This window comes from Rhodococcus sp. SORGH_AS_0301 (assembly GCF_030818285.1).
Lineage (GTDB): Bacteria > Actinomycetota > Actinomycetes > Mycobacteriales > Mycobacteriaceae > Rhodococcoides.
This window is the reverse complement of the sequence record NZ_JAUTAC010000002.1, coordinates 392,225-418,810: the sequence shown is the minus strand read 5'-3', so window position 1 is coordinate 418,810 and position 26,586 is coordinate 392,225. Positions and strand designations below refer to the sequence as shown.

21 protein-coding genes are annotated in these 26,586 nt (G+C 68.7%); 15 read left to right on the top strand and 6 right to left on the bottom strand.

The genetic code is table 11. The features are described from left to right. The first annotated feature begins 261 nt into the window (after window positions 1-261). Window positions 262-1,548, top strand: coding sequence for an MFS transporter (locus tag QE397_RS02535; protein ID WP_222632582.1), 1,287 nt, complete (start codon window positions 262-264; stop codon window positions 1,546-1,548). A 42-nt stretch (window positions 1,549-1,590) separates the two neighbouring features. Here QE397_RS02535 and QE397_RS02530 read toward each other — a convergent pair whose 3' ends face one another. Continuing rightward, window positions 1,591-3,285: a DEAD/DEAH box helicase gene (locus tag QE397_RS02530; RefSeq protein WP_051613107.1), complete on the bottom strand. Its 1,695-nt coding sequence runs from the start codon at window positions 3,283-3,285 to the stop codon at window positions 1,591-1,593. A gap of 146 nt (window positions 3,286-3,431) precedes the next feature. On the opposite strand from QE397_RS02530, the gene QE397_RS02525 reads away from it, so the two are divergent. Both QE397_RS02525 and QE397_RS02520 read left to right on the top strand, forming a co-directional pair. Beyond that, window positions 3,432-5,222, top strand: coding sequence for a long-chain fatty acid--CoA ligase (locus QE397_RS02525; protein ID WP_027504699.1), 1,791 nt, complete (start codon window positions 3,432-3,434; stop codon window positions 5,220-5,222). 122 nt (window positions 5,223-5,344) lie between these two features. Continuing rightward, on the top strand, window positions 5,345-6,919 hold the full coding sequence (locus QE397_RS02520; protein ID WP_307091464.1) for a molybdopterin-dependent oxidoreductase: 1,575 nt from the start codon (window positions 5,345-5,347) through the stop codon (window positions 6,917-6,919). Window positions 6,920-6,921: 2 nt separating this feature from the next. Here the strand turns inward: QE397_RS02520 and QE397_RS02515 are convergent, their stop codons facing one another. Beyond that, a complete protein-coding gene (locus QE397_RS02515) occupies window positions 6,922-7,533 on the bottom strand; it encodes an alpha/beta hydrolase (protein WP_307091462.1) in 612 nt (203 codons plus the stop codon). Window positions 7,534-7,622: 89 nt separating this feature from the next. Here QE397_RS02515 and QE397_RS02510 point away from each other — a divergent pair, with 89 nt between their 5' ends. Continuing rightward, window positions 7,623-8,576, top strand: coding sequence for an alpha/beta hydrolase family protein (locus QE397_RS02510; RefSeq protein ID WP_056441924.1), 954 nt, complete (start codon window positions 7,623-7,625; stop codon window positions 8,574-8,576). 30 nt (window positions 8,577-8,606) lie between these two features. Continuing rightward, window positions 8,607-12,020 carry a bifunctional RecB family nuclease/DEAD/DEAH box helicase gene (locus QE397_RS02505; protein ID WP_307091459.1) on the top strand — a complete coding sequence of 1,138 codons (3,414 nt, stop codon included), beginning with the start codon at window positions 8,607-8,609 and terminating at the stop codon, window positions 12,018-12,020. Window positions 12,021-12,026: 6 nt separating this feature from the next. Here the strand turns inward: QE397_RS02505 and QE397_RS02500 are convergent, their stop codons facing one another. Continuing rightward, window positions 12,027-13,163 (bottom strand): amino acid deaminase/aldolase, encoded by a 1,137-nt coding sequence (locus tag QE397_RS02500; protein WP_307091457.1) that lies wholly within the window; start codon window positions 13,161-13,163, stop codon window positions 12,027-12,029. After that, complete coding sequence (locus tag QE397_RS02495) at window positions 13,160-13,795, bottom strand: TetR/AcrR family transcriptional regulator (protein ID WP_307091455.1); 636 nt, start codon at window positions 13,793-13,795, stop codon at window positions 13,160-13,162. Before QE397_RS02495 ends, QE397_RS02500 begins: the two co-directional genes overlap by 4 nt. A gap of 53 nt (window positions 13,796-13,848) precedes the next feature. On the opposite strand from QE397_RS02495, the gene QE397_RS02490 reads away from it, so the two are divergent. The 10 genes from QE397_RS02490 (at window position 13,849) to QE397_RS02445 (ending at window position 23,762) form a co-directional block, all read left to right on the top strand. Continuing rightward, the gene (locus tag QE397_RS02490; RefSeq protein ID WP_307091453.1) at window positions 13,849-15,147 is read left to right on the top strand and encodes a D-arabinono-1,4-lactone oxidase; all 1,299 of its coding nucleotides are present in this window, start codon (window positions 13,849-13,851) and stop codon (window positions 15,145-15,147) included. Between the two features lie 13 nt (window positions 15,148-15,160). Further along, window positions 15,161-16,657 carry a molybdopterin-dependent oxidoreductase gene (locus QE397_RS02485; protein ID WP_307091450.1) on the top strand — a complete coding sequence of 499 codons (1,497 nt, stop codon included), beginning with the start codon at window positions 15,161-15,163 and terminating at the stop codon, window positions 16,655-16,657. Window positions 16,658-17,008: 351 nt separating this feature from the next. Then, entirely contained in the window at window positions 17,009-17,956 is a 948-nt protein-coding gene (locus tag QE397_RS02480; protein WP_307091447.1) for a tripartite tricarboxylate transporter substrate binding protein, read from the top strand. A gap of 26 nt (window positions 17,957-17,982) precedes the next feature. Then, entirely contained in the window at window positions 17,983-18,462 is a 480-nt protein-coding gene (locus QE397_RS02475; RefSeq protein WP_307091445.1) for a tripartite tricarboxylate transporter TctB family protein, read from the top strand. Further along, window positions 18,459-19,964 (top strand): tripartite tricarboxylate transporter permease, encoded by a 1,506-nt coding sequence (locus tag QE397_RS02470; RefSeq protein ID WP_285184414.1) that lies wholly within the window; start codon window positions 18,459-18,461, stop codon window positions 19,962-19,964. Before QE397_RS02475 ends, QE397_RS02470 begins: the two co-directional genes overlap by 4 nt. Continuing rightward, window positions 19,957-20,856 carry a sugar kinase gene (locus tag QE397_RS02465; protein ID WP_307091442.1) on the top strand — a complete coding sequence of 300 codons (900 nt, stop codon included), beginning with the start codon at window positions 19,957-19,959 and terminating at the stop codon, window positions 20,854-20,856. The genes QE397_RS02470 and QE397_RS02465 overlap by 8 nt, the downstream gene beginning before the upstream one ends. 34 nt (window positions 20,857-20,890) lie before the next feature. Then, the gene (locus QE397_RS02460; RefSeq protein ID WP_027504686.1) at window positions 20,891-21,634 is read left to right on the top strand and encodes an IclR family transcriptional regulator; all 744 of its coding nucleotides are present in this window, start codon (window positions 20,891-20,893) and stop codon (window positions 21,632-21,634) included. Next, a complete protein-coding gene (locus QE397_RS02455) occupies window positions 21,622-22,233 on the top strand; it encodes a bifunctional 4-hydroxy-2-oxoglutarate aldolase/2-dehydro-3-deoxy-phosphogluconate aldolase (RefSeq protein WP_222630489.1) in 612 nt (203 codons plus the stop codon). The genes QE397_RS02460 and QE397_RS02455 overlap by 13 nt, the downstream gene beginning before the upstream one ends. Window positions 22,234-22,245: 12 nt before the next feature. Then, the gene (gene mgrA / locus QE397_RS02450; RefSeq protein ID WP_307091438.1) at window positions 22,246-23,298 is read left to right on the top strand and encodes an L-glyceraldehyde 3-phosphate reductase; all 1,053 of its coding nucleotides are present in this window, start codon (window positions 22,246-22,248) and stop codon (window positions 23,296-23,298) included. Further along, a complete protein-coding gene (locus tag QE397_RS02445) occupies window positions 23,295-23,762 on the top strand; it encodes a heme-degrading domain-containing protein (protein ID WP_307091436.1) in 468 nt (155 codons plus the stop codon). The genes mgrA and QE397_RS02445 overlap by 4 nt, the downstream gene beginning before the upstream one ends. 140 nt (window positions 23,763-23,902) lie before the next feature. Here the strand turns inward: QE397_RS02445 and QE397_RS02440 are convergent, their stop codons facing one another. Further along, window positions 23,903-25,834 (bottom strand): MDR family MFS transporter, encoded by a 1,932-nt coding sequence (locus QE397_RS02440; RefSeq protein WP_222631082.1) that lies wholly within the window; start codon window positions 25,832-25,834, stop codon window positions 23,903-23,905. Window positions 25,835-25,944: 110 nt separating this feature from the next. Continuing rightward, window positions 25,945-26,424, bottom strand: a complete 480-nt coding sequence (locus QE397_RS02435) for a MarR family winged helix-turn-helix transcriptional regulator (protein ID WP_027504681.1) — start codon at window positions 26,422-26,424, stop codon at window positions 25,945-25,947. Window positions 26,425-26,586 lie beyond the last annotated feature (162 nt).

Sequence of the window (26,586 nt, the reverse complement as noted above, 5' to 3'; positions counted from 1 at the left end):
CGACACTGACGACGACGGTCCGTGCGAGGACCAGGTGAGAGGTGGTTTCCGGTGCCGAACGGCCACTGTCGGGGCAACCCGGGCGCCGTAACGACTCGATAACGAAGAGACCGATCGCCCCTCTCGATGCTGAGGTTCGGCCACTACTTCGGTAGGTCTGGGTGAGTGAGTACTTCCGAATCAGGTTCTGTCGACAACCCGACACCGGCGCTGAAGGACGCTCCGCCCGGGGTTCTCCGGCGCGCGATCGGCGCCTCGGCGATGGGCAACGCGACCGAGTGGTTCGACTACGGCGTGTACGCCTACACGGCGACGTACATCTCCCGCGCGTTCTTCCCGGACGACCTCGAGTCCGCCACCCTGCTGACGCTGGGCATCTTCGCGGTGTCCTTCCTCGTGCGGCCGCTCGGCGGCCTCGTCTGGGGACCACTGGGGGACCGTCTCGGCCGCAAGCACGTCCTCGCACTGACCATCATCCTGATGGGCACCGCGACCTTCCTCATCGGTGTCATCCCGAGTTACGCCTCGATCGGCTTCTGGGCACCGGTTCTGCTGGTGATCCTGCGCATGATCCAGGGCTTCTCCACCGGCGGTGAGTACGGCGGCGCAGCCACCTTCATGGCCGAGTACTCCCCCGACCGCAAGCGCGGCTTCTACGGCAGCTTCCTCGAGTTCGGCACACTCGGCGGCTTCTCCCTCGGCGCCCTCGTGGTGCTGGCCGTCGACCTGCTCTCCACCGACGCGTTCATGGACACGTGGGGCTGGCGCCTGCCGTTCTTCGTCGCTGGGCCGCTGGCGCTCATCGGGCTCTACATGCGGTCCAAGCTCGAGGACACCCCGGTGTTCCGTGAACTCGAGAACGAGGACGCGGTGGAGCACAAGACGTCCACCCAGTTCCGCGAACTGATCGCCACCTACTGGCGACCGATCCTCACGCTGATGGGCCTCGTCGTCGCGCTCAACGTCTGCAACTACACCCTGCTGAGCTACATGCCGACCTATCTGGAGAGCCGGATCGGCCTGTCGAGCACGTCGTCGCTGTTCCTCGTCGTCATCGGGCAGTTCGCCATGATGCTCGTCATTCCGTTCGCCGGAGCACTGTCGGACAAGGTGGGGCGCAAGCCACTGTGGCTCGTCTCGATGGTCGGACTGCTGATCTTCGCGATCCCGATGTACATGCTGATGACGGTCAACTTCGGCTGGGCCATCGTCGCGTTCACCGTGCTGGGCCTGCTCTACGTCCTGCAGCTCTCGACCATCTCGGCGACGTTCCCGGCCATGTTCCCGACGCACGTCCGGTTCGCCGGCTTCGCCATCGCCTACAACGTGTCGACCTCGTTGTTCGGCGGGACGGCGCCGGCGGCCAACGAGTGGCTCGTCGAACGGACCGGCAACGATCTCGTCCCGGCGTTCTACATGATGGGCGCCTGCGTCGTCGGCCTCATCGCGCTGTTCTTCGTCGCCGAGACGGCGGGCGCGTCGATCCGCGGCCGCGGGGTTCCGGGCGTCGACACCGACGCGCATCCCTCGGCGTTGCAGAAGAGCTGACGCACCGCACCCCCGCGAGACTCTCGCGGGGGTGCGCTGCTGTCAGTGCTTGCCGCGGGGCGGTCCGCCGTCGCGCTGCAGCTGAATGAGCACGCCGCTGATCCTGGTGCGGCGCAACGCTTCCAACGTCTCGTCCGCGAGATCCGCCGGGAGCTCGACCAGGCTGTGATCCGGCCGGATGCTGATGTGCCCGAAGTCGCTGCGCCGCAGCCCGCCCTCGTTGGCGATGGCACCGACGATGGCACCGGGCGCCACCTTGTGCCGCTTGCCGACGCTGATCCGGTACACCGCCAGATCCTGATCGCCCTTGCGAGACTTGCGCAACGGCGGTGCGTCCCGATCGTCGAACTTGCGCTCGGGGCGCTCGCGCTTCTCCCGCGGCGGGGGCGGCGGCTCGGGCGACATGAGGAACGCGTCGCCGTCCCGCGACTGCGTCGCCAGCGCCGCGGCGATGTCCGCGAGCGGCACGTCGTGCTCGCGCTCGTAGTCCTCGATGAGTCGACGGAACAGCCCGAGCGACGTCGAGGACAGCGACTGGGTGATGGAGTCGGCGAACTTGGCCACGCGCTGCGCGTTGACGTCGTCGACGCTCGGCAGCTGCATCTCGGTGATCGGCTGCCGCGTCGCCTTCTCGATGGCCTTGAGCAGATGACGCTCCCGCGGCGCGACGAACAGCAGCGCTTCGCCCGCGCGCCCGGCGCGACCGGTCCGCCCGATGCGGTGCACGTACGACTCGGTGTCGTGCGGGATGTCGTAGTTGACGACGTGCGAGATCCGCTCGACGTCGAGACCGCGGGCCGCGACATCGGTGGCGACGAGCACGTCGAGCGCACCGTTCTTGAGCTGACCGATGGTCCGCTCGCGCTGCGCCTGAACGATGTCACCGTTGATGGCGGCGGCCGAGTAGCCCCGCGCCCGCAACTTCTCGGCGAGCTCCTCCGTGGCCTGCTTGGTGCGGACGAAGATGATCATCGCCTCGAAGTCCTCGACCTCGAAGATCCGCGTCAAGGCGTCGAGCTTGCGCTGATGCGCCACCTGCACGTACCGCTGCGTGATGTTGGGGGCGGTGGACGTCTTCGTCTTCACCGTGATCTCGACCGGATCGTGCAGGTACTGCTGCGAGATCTTGCGGATCGCCGACGGCATGGTGGCCGAGAACAGCGCCACCTGCTTGTACTCGGGGGTGTCCGCGAGGATGCGCTCGACGTCCTCCTGGAATCCCATCTTCAGCATCTCGTCGGCCTCGTCGAGCACGAGGTACTCGAGGTGTGACAGGTCCAGCGTGCCCTTCTCGAGGTGGTCGATGACGCGACCGGGCGTGCCGACGACGATGTGGGCGCCGCGCCGCAGACCGGAGAGCTGGATGCCGTACGCCTGCCCGCCGTAGATGGGCAGGATGTGCAGGCCCTCGATGTGGGTGGCGTACTTGCCGAACGCCTCGGCCACCTGGATGGCCAGCTCGCGGGTGGGCGCGAGAACCAGCGCCTGCGGCACCCGGTTGGCGACGTCGAGGCGCGAGAGGATCGGCACGGCGAACGCGGCGGTCTTGCCGGTGCCTGTCTGCGCGAGGCCGACGACGTCGTTCCCGGCCATCAACGGCGGGATGGTGGCTGCCTGAATGGGCGACGGCGTCTCGTACCCGACGTCCGCGAGGGCTTTCAGCACACGCTCGTCGATACCGAGATCGACGAACGAGGGGGTGTCGGTGGACACCGTTTCCGACTCGGAAGTGCTCATGTGCACCAGAGTCTAGTCCAGCGACCACCTGCAGAACGACAACTGTTCGAACAGGACAAAGCGGATACGGCACTACGATCACCGCAGCATCGCTTCATGTGATCCAATACACAACAAACCTGCTGCTACTGGAAGGTACAGACACCGTGCACGAATACTCGGTACCCGCGTCCTACACGATCCCGGACGACGTCTCGATGGCCGACACCGTGTTCCGCTACGCGAGCGAGACCCCGGAGTGGGTGGCGTTCCAACGGCGAGTCGGCGGCTCGTGGAAGGACGTCACGGCGCGCACGTTCGCCGACGAGGTCGCGGGCGTGGCCAAGGGCCTCATGGCCTCCGGCATCGAGTTCGGTGACCGCGTCGCCATCATGGCCGGCACCCGCTACGAGTGGGTCGTGCTCGACTACGCGATCTGGACCGCCGGTGGCTGCACCGTGTCCATCTACGAGACGTCCGCAGCCGATCAGGCGCAGTGGATCCTCGAGGACTCCGCGACCAAGCTCTTCGTCGTCGAGACCTCCGAACACCTCACCCGCATGAAGGACGTCACCGACAGCGCCGCGGATCTCCGCGAGACGCTGAGCTTCGACGGCGGTGCGATCGACGAGCTCACCACCCGCGGCGCCTCCGTGTCCGACGACGATCTGCACGCCCGTCGTCAGCAGGTGTCCGCGTCGTCGGCCGCCACGCTCATCTACACCTCGGGGACCACCGGCCGCCCGAAGGGTGTCCAGCTCACGCACTCGAACTTCTACGCCGAGACGACGGCCACCCAGGTGGCGCTGCACGACCAGATGACCGAGGGCAAGCGCACCCTGCTGTTCCTCCCGATGGCGCACGTGTTCGCTCGCGCGGTGTCGTTCGGCGCCTTCGAGGCCAAGGTGACGGTGGCGCACACGTCCGACACCACGACGCTGGTCGAGCAGTTCGCCGAGTTCCAGCCCGACTTCATCCTCTCGGTCCCCCGCGTGTTCGAGAAGGTCTACAACTCGGCCAAGCAGAAGGCGCACGACGGCGGCAAGGGCAAGATCTTCGATCAGGCCGCGGACGTCGCGATCGAGTGGAGCATCGCGCAGGACAAGGGCGGCGCCGGCCTGGTGCTCAAGGCGAAGCACACCCTGTTCGACAAGCTGGTCTACTCGAAGCTCCGCGCCGCGCTCGGTGGACGGTGCACCAGTGCGCTGTCCGGCGGCGGCCCCCTCGGCGCTCGACTGGGCCATTTCTTCCGCGGCATCGGCGTTCCGGTGCGTGAAGGCTACGGACTCACCGAGACCAGCGCCGCCGTCACGGTCAACACCACCGACAAGCAGCGCATCGGTTCCGTCGGCCGCCCGCTCGCGGGGCACGCCGTGAAGATCGCGGAGGACGGCGAGATCCTGGTGAAGGGTCCCGTCGTGTTCTCCGGGTACTGGCACAACGAGAAGGCCACCGAGGAATCGATCCGCGACGGCTGGTTCCACACCGGTGACCTCGGCTCACTCGACGACGAGGGCTTCCTCTCGATCACCGGTCGCAAGAAGGAGATCATCGTGACGGCAGGTGGCAAGAACGTCGCGCCCGCCGGCCTCGAGGACTCCATCCGGTCGCACCCGCTGGTCAGCCAGTGCCTCGTCGTGGGCGACGCCAAGCCGTTCATCGGGGCGCTCATCACGCTGGATCCCGAGGCTCTGCCCGGCTGGCTCGAGCGTCACGGTCTCGACAAGAGCACGTCCGCGAGTGATCTGACGACCAACGCCGACCTGATCGCCGAGATCGACAAGGCCGTCGACACGGCCAACTCGAAGGTCTCCAAAGCCGAGCAGATCAAGAAGTACACGATCCTGCCCGGTGACTTCACGATCGAGTCGGGAGAACTGACGCCGACCATGAAGCTCAAGCGCAACGTCATCCTGGAGTCGCACGCCACCGAGGTGGCCGACATCTACGGCGGCTGACACTCGTCCGACCCACCCGAGGCGCGCCCGTGAGAACTCCTCACGGGCGCGCCTCGCTCGTTGTGGCTCGTCAACACGCCCACCGGAGCAAGCCGACACTGCCATCGTGACGAATAGCAGTCATGACCACGACGACCACCGAACGCCAGACCTCGGGTGACTCCGCGCGTACGCGCGTCCACCCCTTCGCACGCATGCTCAGCGGAGTGGTCGCCGCCGGCGTCGTGCTCGGCGTGGGCGAGATCCTCTCGCTCCTCTTCAGCTCGGCGTCGTCACCGTTCTTCGCCGTCGGCTCCACCACCGTGGACCGCACGCCCGCGTTCGCCCGCGAGTTCGCGATCGACACCTTCGGCACCAACGACAAGGCCGCCCTGTTCGTCGGCATGTCCATCGGCATCGCGATCATCGCCGCCATCGCCGGCCTGCTCGAGCGCCCGTCCCGTCCCATCGGATCGGCGATCCTGCTGGTGCTCGGCGCCGTCGGTGTCTACGCGGTGCTGCAGCGGCCGACGTCCTCACTCAGTGACGTCATCCCCACCGTGGTGGGTGTCGTCCTGGGCATCGCGGTCCTGCAAGCCCTCACGCGAGCGCTGGAGGTACCGGCGGGCACGGTCGACGGGTTCATGCCGCGTCGCAAGTTCCTCGTCCTGTTCGGCGCTGCCGCCGCGGTGGCCGTCGCAGCCGGCACGGTCGGCCGGTACCTCGGCGATCGTGTCGCCGGCGTCGCCGAGGACATCAAGAACTTCCGCCTCCCCACGGTCGCGGCCGGCGAGAAAGCCGCCGCCATTCCGGCCGGTACCGACATCGGCGTCGAGGGCGCGACCACCTTCGTCACGCCGAACAACACCTTCTACCGCATCGACACCGCTCTGCAGGTCCCGCAGCTGACCACCGCCGAGTGGCAGCTCAAGATCCACGGCAAGGTCGACCGCGAGATGACGCTGAGCTGGGACGACCTCATGGCTCGCACTCCGATCGAGCGCGTCGTGACGCTGACGTGCGTGTCCAACGAGGTCGGCGGACCGCTCGCCGGCAACGCGACCTGGATCGGGTTCCCCATCAAGGACATCCTCGACGAGGTGGGTGTGCAGGCCGACGCGGACATGCTGCTGTCCACGAGCATCGACGGCATGACCATCGGTTCGCCGGTCGAGGCCCTCACCGACGGCCGCGACGCGATGCTCGCGGTGTCGATGAACGGCGAGCCGCTGCCCGTCGAGCACGGCTACCCGGTGCGTCAGGTCGTGCCCGGTCTGTACGGATTCGTCTCCGCCACCAAGTGGGTCGTCGACTGGGAACTCACGCGCTTCGACGAGGCGACGGCCTACTGGACCGACCGCGGCTGGGGCGACAAGGCACCGATCAAGACGGCGTCACGCATCGACGTGCCGGCCGCCTTCGCCCCCGTCGCACCCGGTCCCGTCCGTGTCGCAGGTACCGCCTGGGCGCAGCAGCGTGGCATCGAGCGCGTCGAGGTCCGTGTCGACAACGGACCGTGGCAGGAGGCGACGCTCGCCGAGCAGTACACGATCGACACCTGGCGCCAATGGTTCTGGGACTGGGACGCCACTGCGGGCAACCACAACATCCAGGTCCGCGCGACGGATCAGGACGGGAACACGCAGGTCGAGGAGCGCACCCCGCCGATCCCCGGTGGTTCGACCGGGTGGCACACCCGCACCATCATCGTCAGCTGACGTCAGGCGTTCGCGAGGACGTGGTCCGCGGCCGCGTCGGTCACGGTGCGGTGGATCTTCTCGTGCAGCAGGTCGTGTCCGGTGTCGGCGTACTCGCGCAGGGTGATCGTCGGGATGCCGCGCACGAGGTCTCGGACGCCGTCGATCGGCACCATGCGGTCGTCCACACCGTGCAGTGCCAGGGTGGGCGACCGGGTCGCTGCCGTCAGATCCTCGCGGGAGATCGCGCGCGGCGGCATCGCCACCAGCACGACGGCGGGCGCGCCCCCGCCGGTCGCGAGCATCCGCACCGCGGTCGCGGACCCCAGCGAGTGGCCCATCACCGCAGGTCGGTGGCCGGCCTCGACCACGACGTCGAGGAGATGTCGTGCGTTCTCCGCCAGCGCGTCGAGGTAGGCGGCGTCGTCGGCCGCCTCTCCTTCGGACAAGCCGTGGCCGATGTGGTCGAGGCCCCAGGTGGCGATGCCGTGTGCTGACAGGGCAGCGCCGAACCGGTGGTACTGGCCGGTGTGCTGTCCCCGCCCGTGCAGGAACACGAGGGTCGCGGCAGGGTCCTCGGTGGGTCCCCACTGGCGGTAGTGGGCGCGACCTCGGGGTCCTTCGAAGAACGGCATGTGGCCATTGTGGCTGATGTGACTCAATAGTCACCGGTTCGACACAGAACCGAACCCCACGGTTCCCTCCGCCGTGCGAGCATCGGACCATGAGGTTGGTTTTCGTCATCGTCGTCGCCGTCGTCGCGGCTCTTCTCGGGGCGCCCGCCGCCACCGCTGCGGAGCCTGCCCGAGTGGTCGGGGTGCGGCAGCTCTCGCCGACACACTCGGTCGTCGACGTCTACTCCCCCGCCATGAACCGCGTCGTGCCGAACGACGTGCTCCGCCCGGCTCGCGGCGGGTCGCTCCCCACGCTCTACCTTCTCAACGGCGCCCTGGGCAACGAGGACGGAGTCGGCTGGATCAACAACTCCGGCGCCCCGGGATTCTTCGCCGACAAGAACGTCACCGTCGTGCTCCCCATCGGTGGGCGTCTGAGTTTCTACACGGATTGGCTCGCCGACGATCCGATCCTCGGATCCAACAAATGGCAGACCTATCTGACGCAGGAACTGCCCGGCGTCATGGACCAGCACTTCGGCAGTACGCGCCGCAACGCGGTGGCAGGGGTGTCGATGAGCGGCGGTCCGGCACTCGATCTCGCCGTGCAGGCGCCCGGCCTCTACCGTGCCGCGGCATCCATCAGCGGGTGCCCCGCCTCGTCGAACCCGCTCGCCCAGGCCGCGATCTCGATCATGATCGGCGGCGCCCTGAACAACCCCTTCAACATGTGGGGCCCTCCCGGTGCTCCCGCATGGGCGCAGCACGACCCGTCCCTCCACGCCGACCGCCTCCGCGGAACGGCTGTCTACGCAGGATCCGCGAGCGGTGTTCCCGGCCCCGTCGACCGCATCCCGCCCGGCAGCATTCCCCCGTTCGGTGGAGCAGCCGTCGAAGCCATGGTGAACACGTGCACCGGCATCTTCGCCGACGCGGTGCGGAGGGCGGGCGTGCCTGCGACCATCTCTATGCGCGGCGAGGGCTCGCACAGCTGGGCACTGTTCGAGGACCAGCTGAAGGAAGCCTGGGGCACGACGATCGCACCGGCCCTCGGGACCCGCTGACCTGTCGGCCGGTCTCGTTAGGGTGGCGGCATGTTCGTCACCGGAGACACCCTCGTCCACAGCGCAGGCGACCTCGCGCTGGCGTCCCGGTGCGAGTACGCACTCCTGCGCACGCTCGACGCGAACCTCGGCCGCATCGAGACCGAGCAGGTCGACGACGCGATGTTCGCCCGGCTCGCGCGCCTCGGCAGTCAGCACGAGGCCCGCGAGCTGCTGAGACTCGAGCGCGAGCATCCGGACGGCGTCGTGACCATCGAACGGCCGGCCGAGAGCATCCCGTCCGCGCTGGCCGCCGCCGCACAGGCCACCCTCGCCGCGGCGCAGCAGCGCGTCCCCGTCATCTACCAGGGCACGTTCTTCGACGGCGAGTTCCTCGGCTTCAGCGACTTCCTGATCCACGACCCGTCGACCGACACCTATGCGGTGCACGACACCAAGCTGTCGCGCACCGAGCGCGTCCCGTCGGTCCTGCAGATCGCGGCGTACGCCGACGCGCTCGAGGCTGTCGGAGTTCCCACGTCCGCCACGGGCCACCTCGTCCTCGGTGACGGCACCGACCATCTCGTGCACCTGCCGGACGTCCTCCCCGTCTACCGCCGCGCACGGCGCGAGATGGTGGCCCTGCTGTCCGGCCACCTGACGCAATTGCTCCCGGCATCCTGGGCCGACCTCGACATTCGCGCCTGCTTCCGGTGCGAGCACTGCACCCCCGAGGTCGAGGCACAGCGTGACCTGTTGCTGGTCGCCGGGATGCGCGTCTCCCAGCGGTCCACGTTGCACGCCGCGGGGATCACGACCGTCGACGAGTTGGCCGCACACACCGGTTCCGTCGCGGACCTCTCGGAGCGGTCCCTCGGCACCCTGCGCGCGCAGGCCCTGGCCCAGGTTCAGCAGGAGCAGTCGGGGTCACCGGTGGTCGACGTGCACACCCCGAGTGCTCTCGGTGCACTGCCCGCTCCGGACGGGGGCGACATCTTCTTCGACTTCGAGGGCGACCCGCTGTACGCCGAACGCGGCTCCTCCGACTGGGGGCTCGAGTACCTCTTCGGCGTCATGGAGTCCGACGGCGCGTTCCGGCCGTTCTGGGCCCACGACCGGCACGAGGAGAGGGCCGCCTTCGTCGCCTTCGTCGAGTACGTGCGTGCACGCCGCGAGGCGTTCCCCGGCATGCACGTGTATCACTATGCGGCATATGAGAAGTCGGCTCTGCTGCGTCTGGCCTCGCGGTACGGGGTGTACGAGAACGAGGTCGACGACCTTCTCCGGCAGCAGATCCTCGTCGACCTGTATCCCGTCGTGCGGTCCGCCCTGCGCATCGGCGCACCGAGCTACAGCATCAAGAAGCTCGAACCGCTGTACATGACCGATCACCGCGGCGACGTGGCAGACGCCGTCGCTTCCATCACCGAGTACGCGCGCTGGTGCGATCTGCGCGACCGTGGCGACCTCGACGAGGCGGCCGGCGTCCTCGCCGAGATCGCCGACTACAACGAGTACGACTGCCGCTCCACACTGGAACTGCGCGACTGGTTGCTCGGTCACGCCGAACGCGCGGGTGTGGTGCCCCGCGGTCCGCTCGACGCGGCCGAACCGGTCGACGAGGACCGGGACGCGGTGCGAGACGCCCTGTGGGAGTTCGCCGGTGAACCGATCTCACGCACGACCGACCAGCAGGCGATCGCCCTGCTCGCGGCCGCTGTCGGATATCACCAGCGCGAGGACAAGCCGTACTGGTGGGCGCACTTCGACCGACTGTCCTCTCCGATGGACGAGTGGGCGGACACCCGCGACGTGTTCATGGTCGAGGAGGTGGAGTCCATGACCGAGTGGGCGACACCGCCCGGCAAGCGGGTCCAGCGGCGCACGAGCGTGGTGCGCGGTGAGTTCGGGCCCGGCAGTGGGCGCGTGGGGTCGAAGGTGACCGTGCTCTACGCGCCGCCTGCTCCGGACTGGATCGCGCCCGACAGACGCGCGAACCCGCAGTATCGCTGGACGATGCCCGGAACGATCGTCGAGGTGTCCGAGGACGGCGCCCACCTCACGCTCGAGGAGTCGCTGTCCAAGGGCGCCGAACCCCACGATGTCGCACCGGTCGCCACGACGCCCGATGCCTTCGTCAACACGACCACGCTGCGGGAGGCCATCGCCGCCACCGCGGCGGAGGCAGCGGATCGCCTTCCCGAGGTCCGCGCCTCGGCCGTGGTCGACCTCCTGCGTCGTGATCCTCCCCGGACCCGGTCCGGCGCACCGCTCGCCGAGGTCGTCGACGAGCAGGTCGCTGCGGCCATCACGGCGTCGCTCCTCGATCTCGACGATTCCTACATCGCGGTCCAAGGGCCGCCAGGAACGGGGAAGACCTACACCGGATCGCGAGTGATCGCCGCACTCGCACGCGATCACGGCTGGCGCATCGGGGTGGTCGGCCAGTCGCACTCGGTGATCGAGAACCTTCTCGACGGTGTCGTCGCCGCCGGGCTCGATCCCGAGAGCGTCGCCAAGAAGGGGTCGTCCGACAGCACGCACTCGTGGCTCGGCGTGGACTCGTACTCCGGGTACCTGGCCACACACACCGGCGGATGCGTCGTCGGTGCGACGGCCTGGCCGTTCACCAACCGCAAGGAGTTCACGGAGCAGGAGCTGGACCTGCTGGTCGTCGACGAGGCGGGCCAGTTCTCGCTCGCCAACACCATTGCGGTGGCGCGGGTGGCACGCAACCTCCTGCTGCTCGGCGATCCGCAGCAGCTGCCGCAGGTGAGCCAGGGCAGCCACCCCGAACCGGTGGACACCTCTGCTCTGGGCTGGCTCGCGGACGGCTCCGACACGCTCCCGGCCGACCTCGGGTACTTCCTGGCCACCACTCGCCGCATGCACCCCGAGCTGTGTTCCGTGGTGTCCGACCTGTCCTACGACGGACGGCTCCGCTCGCACGACACAGTGCTGGGACGGCACCTGGACGGCGTCGACCCGGGAGTGCACACAGTTCTCGTCGACCACGAGGGCAACGCGACGTCCTCGCGAGAGGAAGCGGTCGAGATCGTCCGACTCGCACGGTCACTGGTGGGATCGGCCTGGACGTGTGACGGGGAGACACGGCCGCTCGGCGCCTCGGACCTGCTCGTGGTGGCGGCCTACAACGCCCAGGTCGCCACCGTGCGCGCGGCGCTCGACGATGCCGGACTGCACGAGGCCTCGTGCGGCACCGTCGACAAGTTCCAGGGCCGGGAGGCCGCCGTGGTGATCGTGTCCATGGCCGCGTCGGCCCCCGAGGACGTGCCGCGCGGCATGCAGTTCCTGTTGTCGCGCAACCGCATCAACGTCGCCTTGTCGCGGGGGCAGTGGGCCGCATACGTCGTCCGCTCACCCGCGCTGACGCACTATCTGCCCTCGACACCGGCGGAGCTGTCGTTGGTCGGCGCCTTCATGCGGGTGAGCCCCGACGAATGATGCCGGTCAGCCGAAGGCCCGGCCCTCACCGCGGTAGGTGGGCAGTGTCGTGCGGGAACCGTCCGCGGACACGAGGTGTGCCTCTGTGAAGCGCTCGCACACCTCACCGGCCTTGGCGTGCCGGAACCACAGCCGATCCCCCACCGCCGCACCGGATCCCGCCACCGGCGTCTGGACCTCCCCGGCCCCCTCGGTGCGGATCAACGCCCCGCGTCCGATCAGTGACGGCACACGAGAGGCCCCCGTCGGTCCCGAGGCGATGTACCCACCCGAGAACGCTGTCGCGATGGTCGGCGTCGGCGTGCGGACGACGGGGAGCGCGAAGAACAGCGCCGGTCGTGCAGTGAACGCGTCGTAGCGATCGAACAGCGTCGGCGCGAACAAGCCGGAGCCCGCCGTCACCTCGGTCACCGCCGGATCCGCAGCCGACACCTCGATCGACCCGGTGCCCCCACTGTTCACGATCTCGAGTACGCCCACCTCGTCCTGCACGGCATCGACCACGGCGCGTCGCCGGAAGGCCAACTCGGACGCCGACTTCCGCTTCATCCACCGCACCGCTCGTCCGGAATCGGGCAGCCCCGCGATCTGCGCCTCGTAGAACATGACGCCGACGACGGACGCGCCGCGCCGGACCGCCTCCCGCGCCAGCGCGGCTACCTCGGCCGGACGACGTAGCGGCGACCGACGAACACCGATGTGTGCGGGTCCGATGCGGAGCGACGCGTCGACGTCGAGACACACCCGCACCGGAGCTGCCCACGGACCGGCGGCGTCGATCACGTCGAGGTGTGCTCGCGAGTCGATCATGAGAGTGATGCGGCGGCACGCGTCGGCGTCCGCGGCCAGGGTGGCGAGCGCCTGTCGATCCACGGTCGGATAGCCGACGAGGATGTCCGGTACCTCGTTCAGCCACAACGCCTCTCGCAGCGAGTAGGCCATGACGCCCGCGAACCCCCGAACGGCCAGCGCACGCTCGAGGACACCGCGGATACGGACGGATTTCGACGCGAGACGGATGGGCGTACCGCCGGCCCGTCGCACCAGATCCGCGAGGTTGGCCTCGAGCGACTCCTCGTCGATCGCGAGCAGCGGCGGGTCGAGCTCTGCCGTCGCGGCACCGAGCCGATCGAGCACGGTCACGACGGCACCGCCTTCGCCGCGATGCGCGCGGCCAGGTCGTCGAGTTCCGCGATGACGGCGAGAGTGTCCTGGTCGACGAGCCACCGGAGAACCACCCCGTCGATGGTCGCCAGTGCGGAACGCGTCAACGACGCCATCGGTTCGGTCCACCGCATCCGTGATACCTCGGCCGCCGCCTCGAGGAAGCTCTCCGTCTCGGTGTCCATGACGCGGTACTGCAACGTGCCGATGCCGGGTCCGGCTCCCGCGGAGCGCACCGAGTAGGCGGTGATCTCGTAGGTGAGCAGCTGCCGGTCGGCCGTGCTCTCGATGACCGACCAGAGTGCGGCCACGCCGCGGTGCAGTATCTCGCGCAGCGCACGGGGGCCGGCGCAGTCCCGCCGACCGTCGGCGGCGGCAGCGTGCAGGGCCGTGCCGACGGCGGCGCCGAGCTCCTGGACCAACGCCTCGCCCATGGCCGTGACGAGCGCTTCCTTGTTCTCGAAGCAGTAGTGGACGACGCCGAGCGAAACCTCCGCGTGTTCGGCGACGGCGCGCACGGTGACGGCGGCGATCCCGGCCTCCGCTGCCACGGTGAGCCCGGCCTCGATCAGCTGCGAACGCCGGAGATCGGCGGGGAGGCGCACGGTCATGGTCGAAGTCTAGGGGGTTGACCTGGACGGTTGTCCAGTACTTGTATCCATCCATGACCGAATGGACGAACTGGGCGGGAAACCAGCGCGCACGGCCCGCGTCGATCGTGAGACCGCACAGCACCGACGAGATCCGGGACGTCGTCGTGCGCGCGCAGGGCCGGGTCCACGCGGTCGGAGCAGGCCATTCGTTCACCGGCGCCGCGCTGACGGACGGCGTCCTGGTGGCGCTCGACCATCTGACGGGCATCGAGGGTGTGGCCGCGGGACCGGACGGCACCACCGACGTCACCGTGCGCGCCGGAACGCGGCTGCACACCCTGAACGATCTCCTGCACGCCCGCGGGCTGGCGCTGACCAACATGGGCGACATCGACGTGCAGACACTCGCGGGTGCGATCTCGACCGGCACGCACGGCACCGGGGCGCGGTTCGCCGGGCTGTCCGCCCACGTGGTCGGGGCGCGACTGGTGCTCGCCGACGGCACGGAGGTCACGGTGTCGGACGGGCCGCTGTTCGAGTGCGCGCGACTCGGCCTCGGGGCGTTCGGGATCCTGACCGCCGTGACGATGCGGTGCGTTCCGGCCTTCGCGCTGCACGCCGAGGAGACCCCGGGTCGCCTCGGCGAGGCACTCGAGCGTTTCCCCGACGACATGCGCGACGTCGACCATCCGGAGTTCTACTGGTTCCCGCACACGGATCGGGTGCTGACCAAGCGCAACACGCGGCTGCCCGCCGACACGCCACTGTCTCCCGTGGGCCGCGTGTCGTCGTGGATCGACGACGAACTGTTGTCCAACAACGCCTTCGAGGTGATCAATCGCGTGACGACGCGAATCCCGTCCATCATCCCGAGGGTGAACACGGTGTCGGCGGCGGCCTGGTCGGGTCGCACGTTCACCGATCGCAGCTCGTCCGTGTTCGCGTCCTCCCGTCGGGTCCGCTTCCGCGAGATGGAGTACGCGGTGCCGCCCGAGTCCGTGCCGAGCGTGATCCGCGCGATCGAGGCCTGGATCGCGCGGACCGGTTACCGCGTGACCTTCCCGGTCGAGGTCCGCTGCGCCGCCGCCGACGACGTCTGGTTGTCCACCGCGCACGGCCGTGACACCGCCTACGTCGCGGTCCACCAGTACCACCGGCGGCCGGTGGGTGGGTACTTCGACGCGGTGGAGGCGATCGCTCGTGATGTCGGTGGACGACCGCACTGGGGCAAGCTGCACTCCCTCACCGCGGGCACACTTCGTTCGCTGTACCCGCGCTTCGACGACGTCGTGGCCGAACGCGAGCGAGTGGATCCCCACGGCACCTTCGGAAACGACTATTCGGACACGGTGCTCGCGCGACTAGAGTGACACAGTGAACGTGATGCGCAGGGCCCTGTCCGGAATCCTCTCGGCCGCCCTCGTGCTCGGTGTCGGTGAACTCCTCGCCGCCGTGGTCGGCCCGGACTCGTCACCGATCGTCGCTGTGGGGTCGGCCGCGGTGGACAACACCCCCGCAGGCGTCCGCGAGTGGGCCATCGACACGTTCGGCACCTCCGACAAGCTCGCCCTCTTCATCGGTATGGGTGTCGTCATCGCCCTCCTCGCCGCCGGAGCAGGCATCCTCGAACGTGCTCGGCGACCCATCGGATCGGCACTGTTCGTGGTTCTCGGCGTACTCGGGGTCCTGGCGGCGATCTCGCGCTCCGGCAGTGGATCGATCGCAGCGCTCCCCACCGTCGTCGGCGTCGCGGTCGGCATCCTCGTCCTACGGTCGCTCGTCGAGCGCGCGGACCCGGACGCGTCGGAGGGGTTCTCCCGTCGACGCTTCTTGATGCTCGCCGGGATCAGCGCTGCCGCGGCCGTCGCGACCGGCGCCGCGGGACGGGTGCTCGGCGCCTCCACGCGGGCGGTCACGCAGGACCGCAACGCCTTCACCGTCCCGGTGCCCGACAGCCCGGCGCCGCCCGTGCCCGCCGCCGCGGATCTCCGGCTGCCCGGCCTGTCCCCGTACGTCACCTCGAACGCCGAGTTCTACCGGATCGACACCGCTCTCGTGGTGCCGCGGGTGAACTCGCAGGACTGGAGTCTGCGCATCCACGGCATGGTGGACAACGAGATGACGCTGACGCTGGCCGATCTCGAACAGCGCGTGTCCATCGAACGGATGGTGACGCTCACCTGCGTGTCCAACCCCATCGGCGGCGACCTCGTCGGCAACGCCACCTGGACCGGCTACGCCCTGAAAGACATTCTGGCGGAAGCACGTCCGCAGGCATCGGCCGACATGGTGCTGTCCTCGTCGCACGACGACTTCACGGCCGGCACCCCGCTGGACGTCCTCATGGACGGGCGCGACGCCATGCTCGCCGTCGCCATGAACGGGGAGCCGCTGCCGATCGAGCACGGCTACCCGGCGCGCCTCGTCGTCCCCGGCCTGTACGGCTACGTCTCGGCGACCAAGTGGGTCACCGACCTCGAGGTGACCAAGTTCAGCCAGGCTCGCGCGTACTGGACCGACCGCGGATGGTCCGAGCGCGGACCGATCAAGACGGCCTGCCGTATCGACACCCCCGTCGGCAGCAAGGACGTCCAGGCGGGCACGGTGATGATCGCCGGCGTCGCGTGGGCCCAGCATCGAGGCATCTCCCGTGTCGAGGTCCGCGTCGACGACGGCCCCTGGACCGAGACCACCCTCTCCGACGAGTACTCGCGCGACACCTGGCGCCAATGGTCGTACGCCTGGACCGCCACTTCCGGCCAGCACCGCATCGAGGCTCGGGCCACCGACGGCACCGGTGAGGTGCAGACGGACGTGCGCGTCGACACCGTTCCCGACGGTGCGAGCGGGTACGCGAGCATGCCCGTGACGGTGCAGTAGGTCGCATCTGCGCGGGCTTCCGCGGTACGCGCGCCCCTCCGCCGACTGCAGGGGGTGTGCACGTCGCGGAACCGGTGCGCAGTGCCCCATTGCCACTGCGCGCAAAGGTTTCGGCGCCACACACCCCTTCCGGCTCGACGGAAGGGGTGCACTCGTCGTGCCTGCCGCGCGGGTACCGCCGCGTCGACGACGCCTCGATCACAAACGGACAATTGGTATGCACTGGCTCACATATGGGTTATGGTGAGTGCACTCTCAGCAACCGTGTTGCATACAGTGCAACACAATCCCATCCTGGAGGCATGCGTGCGCATCTCACCCTCTCGTTCCTCGCACCGGGCGCTCGGCGTCGTGGCAGCAGCGACCCTGATCGCCGGCGTCGCGGCGGGCTGCGCGGATCGATCGTCCGGCGGCGCCGAGTCCGGCGAGGACTTCCCCACCGGCAACATCACCCTGCTGACGCCGACCGCAGCGGGCGGCGCGACCGACCTCACCGCGCGCACACTGGGCCGGCAGATGGAGGAATCCCTCGGTGTCAGTGTGATCGTCGAGAACCGACCGGGCGGAGCAGGATCCATCGGCATGCAGTACCTCGCCGATCAGGATCCCGACGGATACACCATCGGTGTTCTCCCGGTCGAGGTGAGCCTGCTCGGTCATCAGGGCTACTCGATCGATCCGGCGTCCTACGACTTCCTCGGACAGGTCAACTCCCAGCCCGGCACCATCGCAGTGCCGGCGAACAGCCCGTATCAGACTCTCGACGACCTCCTCGCCGCCGCACAGGCCGATCCGGGCGGCATCACCGTGTCGAACGCCGGACCCGGAAGCATCTGGGAAGCAGGCGCCGTCGAACTCGGCAGGGTCGCCGGTGTCGAGTTCACGGGAGTCCCCTTCGACGGCGGCGCACCCGCGGTCACCGCGGCCGTGGGCTCCCAGGTCGATGCCGTCGTCGCCGGGATCGGAGAGACGGCACCCGCTCATGCCGACGGGCGACTCCGCGTTCTCGCCGTCTTCACCGAGGAGCCCGCGCCCGCACTGCCGGGCGTCCCCACCGCCACCGAGCTCGGTCAGGACGTGGTGATCGGCAGTTGGGCCGTCATCGCGGCGCCGACCGGCCTGCCCGACGGCGTGGCCACCCGCATCGAGGACGCCATCGAAAGCGCCTCCGCGACAGACGAGTACATCGATCTGATCGAGTCCGGCGGCAACCTGCCGCTGTACCGCTCCGCGGACGAGACCACCACCTTCGTCGGATCCGAGTCGGATCGATTCGCGGACCTGGCGGCACAGGAATGACGACGCACGACCTGACGGATTCGTCCGTGACGATCCCGGGCGACCCCTCCGAGGAGGACGTGCGGCACACCAGCCGCACCTACGAAGCGGTCATCGGCGTCGTCGTGGCCCTCGTCGGCGGCGCCCTGTTCGTCGCCGCACGGGACATCGATCTGGCCCGCGAGGGGCAGGCCTTCGGTCCGCGCTGGTGGCCCACCGCGCTCGCGATCTCGATGGTGATCGCAGGACTCGTCCTCGTCGTGCAGGCCTTCACGGGACGCATCGTCTCCGACGAGGCCGCGATGACCCGATCGGGCGGTGGCGCCCTCACCGCGACGCTGCTGGCCATCGTCGTCTACGGCACCGCCTGGCAGTACCTCGACTTCCGGGTCGTCACCGTGGTGCTGCTCGCCGCGCTCGTCGCGATCTTCGGCGGCCGAGGAATCAAGGCGCTCCTCGTGTTCCCGGTGGTCACCACGGCGGTTCTCTGGGTGATCTTCGGCATGCTCCTGCAGGTGCCGCTGTGAGCGCCGTCAGCGAGGGACTGAGCGCCCTCCTCGACCCCAGCATCGGGCTGTGCCTTCTCATCGGCATCCTGCTCGGCACACTCGTCGGTGCCGTGCCGGGCATCACCGCGGCGATGGCAGTCGCACTCGCGGCCGGCTTCACGCTCACTCTCGAACCGCTGCAGGGCCTCTCGGTCCTCCTGTCGATCTACGTCGCCGCCCAGTTCGGCGATCGGGTGCCGTCCATCCTCATCAACACGCCCGGCACCCCGGCGTCGATCGCCACTACCTTCGACGGGTTCCCGATGGCCAAGCAGGGGCGGGCCGGGATCGCACTGACGAGCTCGGCGCTCGTGTCCGCCATCGGATCCGTGGTGGGCATCTGCATCCTCGTCTTCGCCGCACAACCCATCGCGAGTGTGGCACTCCGGTTCGGGCCGGCCGAGATGTTCGCCCTCGTGGTGTTCGGCATGACGATGATGATCGGCGTCTCGGGTGGGCGCGTCGTGAAGGGTCTGTTCGCCGGCATCCTCGGCCTCGGACTCGGGGCCATCGGCCGCGATCCCATCACCGGCGACGGCCGCTTCACCTTCGGACTGAACGAACTGAGCTCCGGCATACCTTTCATCGCGGCGATCGTCGGCTTGTTCGGCATCGCCGAGGTGTTCAACCAGATGATCTGCCGCCGCCCCGGTCTACTCCCCGCACCGATCACACAGCTCGGAAAGTGGTGGCCGACCAAGGCGGAGCGCCGTGAGCTTCTCAAGCCGGCACTCATCGGATCCGGCGTCGGGTCGGTGGTCGGTGTGGTCCCCGCGGCGGGCGGCGACATCGCCGGAATCGTCTCGTGGGACCAGGCTCGGCGGGCGTCCAAGCATCCCGAGAAGTTCGGGAAGGGCTCACTCGAGGGCCTGGCGGCCGCGGACACCGCCAGCACGGCCACCATGGGCGGATCGGTCACCACCACACTGGCACTGGGTGTTCCAGGCGACGCGGTGATGGCGGTCATGATCGGGTCGATGGTCATCTGGGGCCTGCAGCCGGGCCCGGCCCTGTTCGTCGACTCCCCCGACCTGGTCTACAGCCTCGCGGCGATCATGCTGCTCGCGACGTTCGGTGCACTCGCTCTCGCACTCGTCCGGATGCGCGGCGTGGTGAAGCTGCTCGACCTCCCGCAGCAGTACCTGTGGGCCGTCATCATCACCTTCTGCATGGTCGGGACCTACGCGGTGCAGAACAGCGCATTCGACGTCGGACTCATGCTCGTCTTCGGGCTGCTCGGACTGGTGTTGCGACGCAACGGTTTTCCGGCAGGTCCGCTCGTCCTGGGCTTGATCCTGGGTCCGCTGGCCGAGAGCAACATCCGTCGGGCGTTCCTCATCGACGGCGCCGCGAGCATCTACACCAGCGGTATCGCCGTCGGTCTGCTCGTGCTGAGCGCGCTGGCCGTCGTCGGCCCGTACCTGCGTGCCGGCCTGAAGAAGAGTCGCACCCGCGCCCCGAAGGAGAGCGTCGATGCCTGAGTTCCTCTGCATCGGAGAGACGATGACGCTCGTCGCACCGGTCGACGCCACCCCCCTGCACACTGCGGACCTCTTCACCCTGCATATGGGTGGAGCAGAGTCGACGGTCGCGCTCTATCTCGCCGAACAGGGCCACGAGGTGTCGTGGGCCAGCGCGGTGGGTGCCGACCCGCTCGGCCGTCGCATCGTCGACGCCATTGCGTCCCACGGCGTCGACACCTCCCACGTCACCGTCCGCGAGGACGCGCCCACCGGCGTGTACTTCAAGGACCCGGACGACGGTGTCACCACCGTCCACTACTACCGGCGGGGCTCTGCTGCGTCGCGCATGTCCCCGGCGACTCTGGACGGACTGCCGTTGCACCGGACCGACGTCGTCCACACGTCCGGTATCACCGCGGGGCTGTCGCCGACGTGTGCGGCGATGACGGATCGACTGTTCGACCTCTGCGCCGGCACGTCGACGATCCTGTCGTTCGACGTGAACTACCGGCCCGGCGTCTGGTCGCGTGAGCGGGCCGCGCCGATCCTGCTCGATCTGGCCCGACGCGCCGACATCGTCTTCGTCGGCCGCGACGAGGCTGCCGACCTGTGGGGCACCGAGGACGCCCGGTCGATCGCCTCCCTCGTCGGAACGTCGGGAACGGTGGTGATCAAGGACAGCGACGTCGGTGCCACGGAGTTCACCCTGTCGGGCGACGTCTTCGTACCGGCGCACACCGTCGAGGTGGTCGAGGTGGTCGGGGCCGGTGACGCGTTCGCGGCGGGATACCTGTCCGGACTGCGTGCAGGCAAGGACGCACACGGCAGGCTGTCCATGGGGCACGATCTCGCCTCGAGAGCGTTGTCGAGCACCACCGACTTCGTCCCCGCAGCAGCGCTCGATGCCTGACGGCACGAGCCCCACAGTCGAAGGAGCGTGAACGATGTCGCAGAGCGTGGAACGAGCGGTCGAGATCCTGGAGTTCGTCGCCGTCCAGCCGCGGACCCAGAGCGAGGTCGCGGCGCATCTCGACATCCACCGGTCGACGGCACTGCGAGTGCTGCAGACCCTCACCGACCACGGCCTGACCCGCAAGCGGGCCGACGGGAAGTACGGCGTCGGGTACCGCATCGCCGGGCTGGCTCACGCTGCGCGTGACCAGTTCGACCTCGCGAACACCGCTCGCCCGTATCTGGTCGGACTGGGTGAACAGTGCTCGCACACAGTGCATCTCGCTCAGTTGGACGGCGGCCGCATCATCTACGTCGACAAGATCGAACAACCCGGCATGATCAAGCTGTTCTCCCAGATCGGCGCTCCCGTGTGCCTGCACACGGCCGGCGTCAGCAAGGCGGTACTGGCATTCCAGGACCCCGAGGTGGTCGATGCCGTGCTCGACGGCGCGGACTTCTCGCGACACACGGCCACCACCATCACCTCGCGGCAGCAGTTCGACGAGGAACTGCGAGTCGTCGCCGAGCGCGGCTGGTCGGTGGACGACGCCGAGTACGAGGACTACGTCAACTGTGTGGCGATGCCCGTGCGAGACGCGAGTGATCGCGTCGTCGCGGCGGTGTCCATCACCTCGCTGAAGGGGCGCGCGGACCTCGCCGCCCTGCAGAAACTGCTGCCCGACCTCCGGGCAGTCACCGACAACGTGTCGAAGGAGCTCGGATGGAGACCGTGAACGACTGGTTCGACGACGCGTTCTCGTCGCGACCCGTGATGGCCATTCTGCGGGGGTTCTCCCCCGCGCGGTCGGTCGCGCTCGCCCAGCGCGGCTGGGACGCCGGCATCACCTGCATCGAGGTGCCGGTGCAGTCCGCCGCCGCGGTGGACGCACTGGCCGCGGTGGTGAGCGCGGGAGCCGAGCGCGGCATGACCGTCGGGGCGGGGACGGTGGTCACCCCCGACCTCGTGCGGACGGCACAGCAGGCGGGTGCCGCCTTCACGGTGGCTCCCGGCTTCGACCCCGCCGTCGCGCGGGCGAGCATCGACGCCGGTATGCCGCACCTTCCCGGTGTCGCCACCGGGACCGACGTCCAGGCAGCGGCCGCGTTCGGGCTCGGATGGGTCAAAGCGTTTCCCGCATCCGTCCTGGGCGCCGACTGGTTCGCCGCGATGAAGGGCCCCTTCCCCGCGATGCGCTTCGTCGCGACGGGCGGCATGAATGCCCGCAACGCCCCCGACTATCTCGCCGCCGGCGCCGACGTCGTCGCCGTCGGGTCCGCTCTCGAGGACGACACCCAGATCGACCTTCTGAAAGACCTCTCCCTCACCCGATAGGAGCCCTCCTTCATGCCCTCCCTGCTCCGTGACGCCTACACCCCGGCGTCGACCCGCTACGACTCGATGGCCTACCGGCCCGTCGGGACCTCGGGCCTCCTGCTGCCTGCCGTGTCACTCGGTATGTGGCACAACTTCGGCGACGACACGCCACTGCAGAAACAGCGCGAGATCATCCGCAGCGCATTCGATCTGGGCATCACCCACTTCGACCTCGCGAACGGCTACGGCCCGCCGATGGGCTCCGCGGAGAAGAACGTCGGCCGCATCCTGGCCGAGGACTTCGCGACACTCCGCGACGAGATCGTCGTCTCCACGAAAGCGGGATACGACTTCTTCCCCGGACCGTACGGCCGCGGCGGTGGTGCGAAGTACCTGCTGGGCAGCCTCGACCACTCGCTGACCAGTCTGCGGCTCGACTACGTCGACATCTTCTACAGCCACCGGTTCGATCCGAACACCCCGCTCGAGGAGACGGCCCGTGCACTCGACTCCGCGGTGCGCTCGGGCAAGGCACGGTACGCGGGCATCTCGTCCTACTCCGCGGAGCGGACCGTCGAGATGGCAGCTCTTCTCCGGGATCTCGGCACGCCGCTGGCCATCCATCAGCCGTCGTACTCGTTGCTCAATCGCTGGGTGGAGCAGGGAGTTCCGTCACTTCTGGACGTGCTGGACGCGGAGGGCATCGGCTGCATCGCGTTCTCTGCCCTGGCGCAGGGTCTGCTGACGACCAAGTATCTCGACGGCATCCCCGAGGGATCCCGCGCGACTCAAGGCAAGACCCTGCGTGACGGCATGCTGTCGGAGGAGAACCTCGGCAACGTCGCGGCACTGAACGGCATCGCCGAGCGGCGCGGACAGTCGCTGGCGCACATGGCACTGGCCTGGGTGCTGCGTCGCCGACAGGTCTCCTCGGTGCTCGTCGGTGCGTCCCGGCCGTCGCAGATCGCGGACAGCGTCGCAGCCCTCGACAGCCCGCCCTTCAGCGATCAGGATCTCGCCGACATCGACGAGTACGCCGTCGACGGCGGTCTGAACATCTGGCTCGCCTCGTCCACCGCATGAGCACCCCGGAACTCGCCGCGGTGATCGCCGACGAGACCGCGGTCAGCTTCGCCTCGTTCGACCTGGACGACGCCTGGGCTCTCGGTTGCCGGATGCGCGAGGCCGCGGCGACGCGTCGGCTCCCCCTCGTCATCGGCGTCGTGCACGGCCACCAGCGGGCGTTCCACACAGCTCTGCCGGGGTCGTATCCGGAGAGCGACGACTGGTTGACCCGCAAGACCAACACCGCCACGAGGTACGGGCGGAGCTCGCTGGGCGTGCTCGAGTTCTTCACCGCCACCGGCCGCGACTTCGATGCGCAGTCGCGCCTGCCCGCCGAGACGCACGCCGCCGCGGGTGGAGTGCTGCCGCTGCGGGTGGACGGCGTCGGAGTCGTCGGGTACGCGGGCGTCTCGGGTCTACCACACCGCGACGATCACGCGTTCGTCGTGGAGCAGCTGCGGGAGTACCTAGTGAGCCGATGAGCGCCGGCGCGCACAGGTTCCCGCGCCGCACACCCTCGTCCGCCGTATAGAAGGGGTGTGCACATCACGGAACCCGTGCACCCCACGCACGAGAGAGCGGACGCACCCGAATCGGGTGCGTCCGCTCTGTCGTCGTCGAACTAGTTGTGCGACGCGTCGAACCGCGAGTGCACGTCCGGCACGTGGACGTCACCGAGAACGCGAGCGATCTGGTCCTCGCTGAGACCCAACCGGCGCAGTCGTTCGCACACGGCGTCGAAGCTCAGCATCTTGGAGTCGAGTTCCTGTTGGAGCTCGGCGACCTCGGCGCGCAGCACCTCGGCCTCCTCGAGTGCGTCGAGAGTCTCCGCGGGCTTGGGCAGCAGCAGCGACAGCAGCCGGTCGCGGGCATCGGTGCTCAGTCCGTCGAACGGTGCGGAGCCCTCCGCGGCCTCGTGCTTGCCGACGGGAGCGGTCACCGGTGCGATCTCCGTGGTGTCCGCGGTGTCGGTGCGAGCCTCGTCCTTCTGCATGTCCACGGCGGTCTCGCCCTGCACGTCCGAGCCCTCGACGGGCACGGCCTGCTCACCCTGCGGCTTCAGGTCGATCGTGGTGCGCAGCGGGCGGTTCGGAATGAACAGCACCGCGAGCACGGTGACCAGTGCGACGAACCCGGCGATCAGGAAGATGCGTCCGGTGGCGTCACCGTAGGCGGTACGGATGACCGCGGCGATCGGGTCGGGCAGCGATCCGATGTCCAGGGTGCCGCCGCCGTTGGAGCCGGCGGGGACACCGAGGGCGGCGAGTCCGGAGGCCGAGTTGTCGGCGACGCGGGTGGCGAGGACCGATCCCAGAACCGAGACGCCGATGGCGCCACCGAACGTCCGGAAGAACGCGACGGTGGACGATGCCGCACCGATGTTCTGCACGCTCACGGTGTTCTGCACGGCCAGCACCAGGTTCTGCATCAGCATGCCGGTACCGAGGCCGACGATGGCGATGAAGACGCCCACGAGCCACAGGTTGGTGGCGTGATCGAGCGTGCCCAGCAGACCGAAGCCGACCACGAGCAGGAAGGAACCGGTGACGATGAAGGGCTTCCACTTGCCGAAGCGGGAGATCAGCTGACCCGAGCCGACCGACGAGACAAGCATGCCGGCGACGAGCGGGATGGAGAGCAGGCCTGCCGCGGTGGGCGAGTAGCCACGAGCGGTCTGGAAGTACTGACCCAGGAAGGTGGTGGCGCCGAACAGGCCGACACCCACGGCGACGGAGGCGATGATGGCGAGTCCGGTGGTGCGCTCGGTGACGATCTTGAGCGGGATGATCGGGCTCTTGACCTTCGCCTCGACGAGGACGGTGAGGATCAGCAGAGCGACACCGCCGCCGACGTACATCGCGGTCTCACGGGAGATCCAGTCGTAGTACCCGGCCTTGCCGGCGAACGAGACCCAGATGAGCAGCACGGACACACCGGCGGTGAGGAGAAGCGCGCCGAGCCAGTCGATGGAGACGTCGTCCTTGCGCTCGGTGGTGATGTGCAGCGTGCGCTGCAGCAGCAGCAGAGCGATGACGGCGAGCGGGATGCAGACGAAGAAGCACCAACGCCACCCGAGGGGGCTGTCGACGATGACGCCGCCGAGGATCGGGCCGCCGGACATCGAGACGGCCATGACGGCGCCCATGTAGCCGGAGTAGCGACCGCGCTCACGAGGAGACACGATGCTGCCGATGATGGCGACGACGAGTGCGGTCAGACCACCCATGCCGATGCCCTGCACCACGCGAGCGGCGAGCAGGATCGGCACGTTGTGCGCGAGGCCGGCCATGACGGAGCCGATGACGAAGATGACGAGCGAGCTCTGGACCAGCAGCTTCTTGTTGAAGAGGTCGGCGAGCTTGCCCCAGATCGGCGTCGAGGCCGCGTTGGCGAGCAGTGCCGTCGTGATGACCCAGGCGTACGCGGTCTGCGAGCCCTTCAGGTCACCGATGATGGTGGGCAGGGCGGTCGAGACGATGGTCGTGCTGAGCAGGGCGGTGAAGAGCCCGGCGAGCAGACCGATCAGGGCCTCGAGGATCTGCCGGTGCGTCATCGGGGTCGAGTCCGCGGCGGCCTCGGCGGGAGCCGAGAGCTGATCGGTGTCACTCACCCGGGAGGGCGGAGTGTCGTGTGTGACGGTCATGTCTGTGGTTCTTCCTATTCTCAGTTATGCGAGAGGATGCGCTGGCCGGAGTGCCGGGCCTGCGCCTCGTCGGTGAAGGTGGACGTGAGTCGACGGATGGAGTCGAGGGCGGCATTCGCCTGGTCCTCGTCCCAGTCCCCCAACATGCGGGACAACCGTGCGACTCGGTGCTCCTTGATGCGGTCCAAGCAGGCGAGTCCGGCGTCGGACACCCGAACCCGGGTGGCACGTCCGTCGTCGGGATCGGGAGTACGCACGACGTGGCCGGCGTCCACCAGCTCGGCGAGCTGACGGCTGAGCACGGACTGGCTGGTGCACATGGCGTTCGCCAGTTCGGACTGTCGGCACTCGCCGTGGGTGGCGAGCGTTCCCAGTACGCCGACCAGGGCGGCCGGCAACTCGGTGCGGTCGTCCCCCGTCGACACGGCCACGCGCAGTGCGCGGCCGAAGCGGAAGACTTCTTCCATCAGCAGCTCTGCTGTCTCGGTGTGGACGGCCACGGCGATCTCTCCTCGAACTCGTTTACTTGCTGTCTGCAACTATATAGATAGATACCTGAGGTAAACAACTATTAATGTGTCTCTCTTCCCGAGCCGTGGGGCGTGGCCCGGACCAGCAGTCGTCGCCGCCTCCTGTGAGTCCTCCAGAAGACGGCGAGCCCG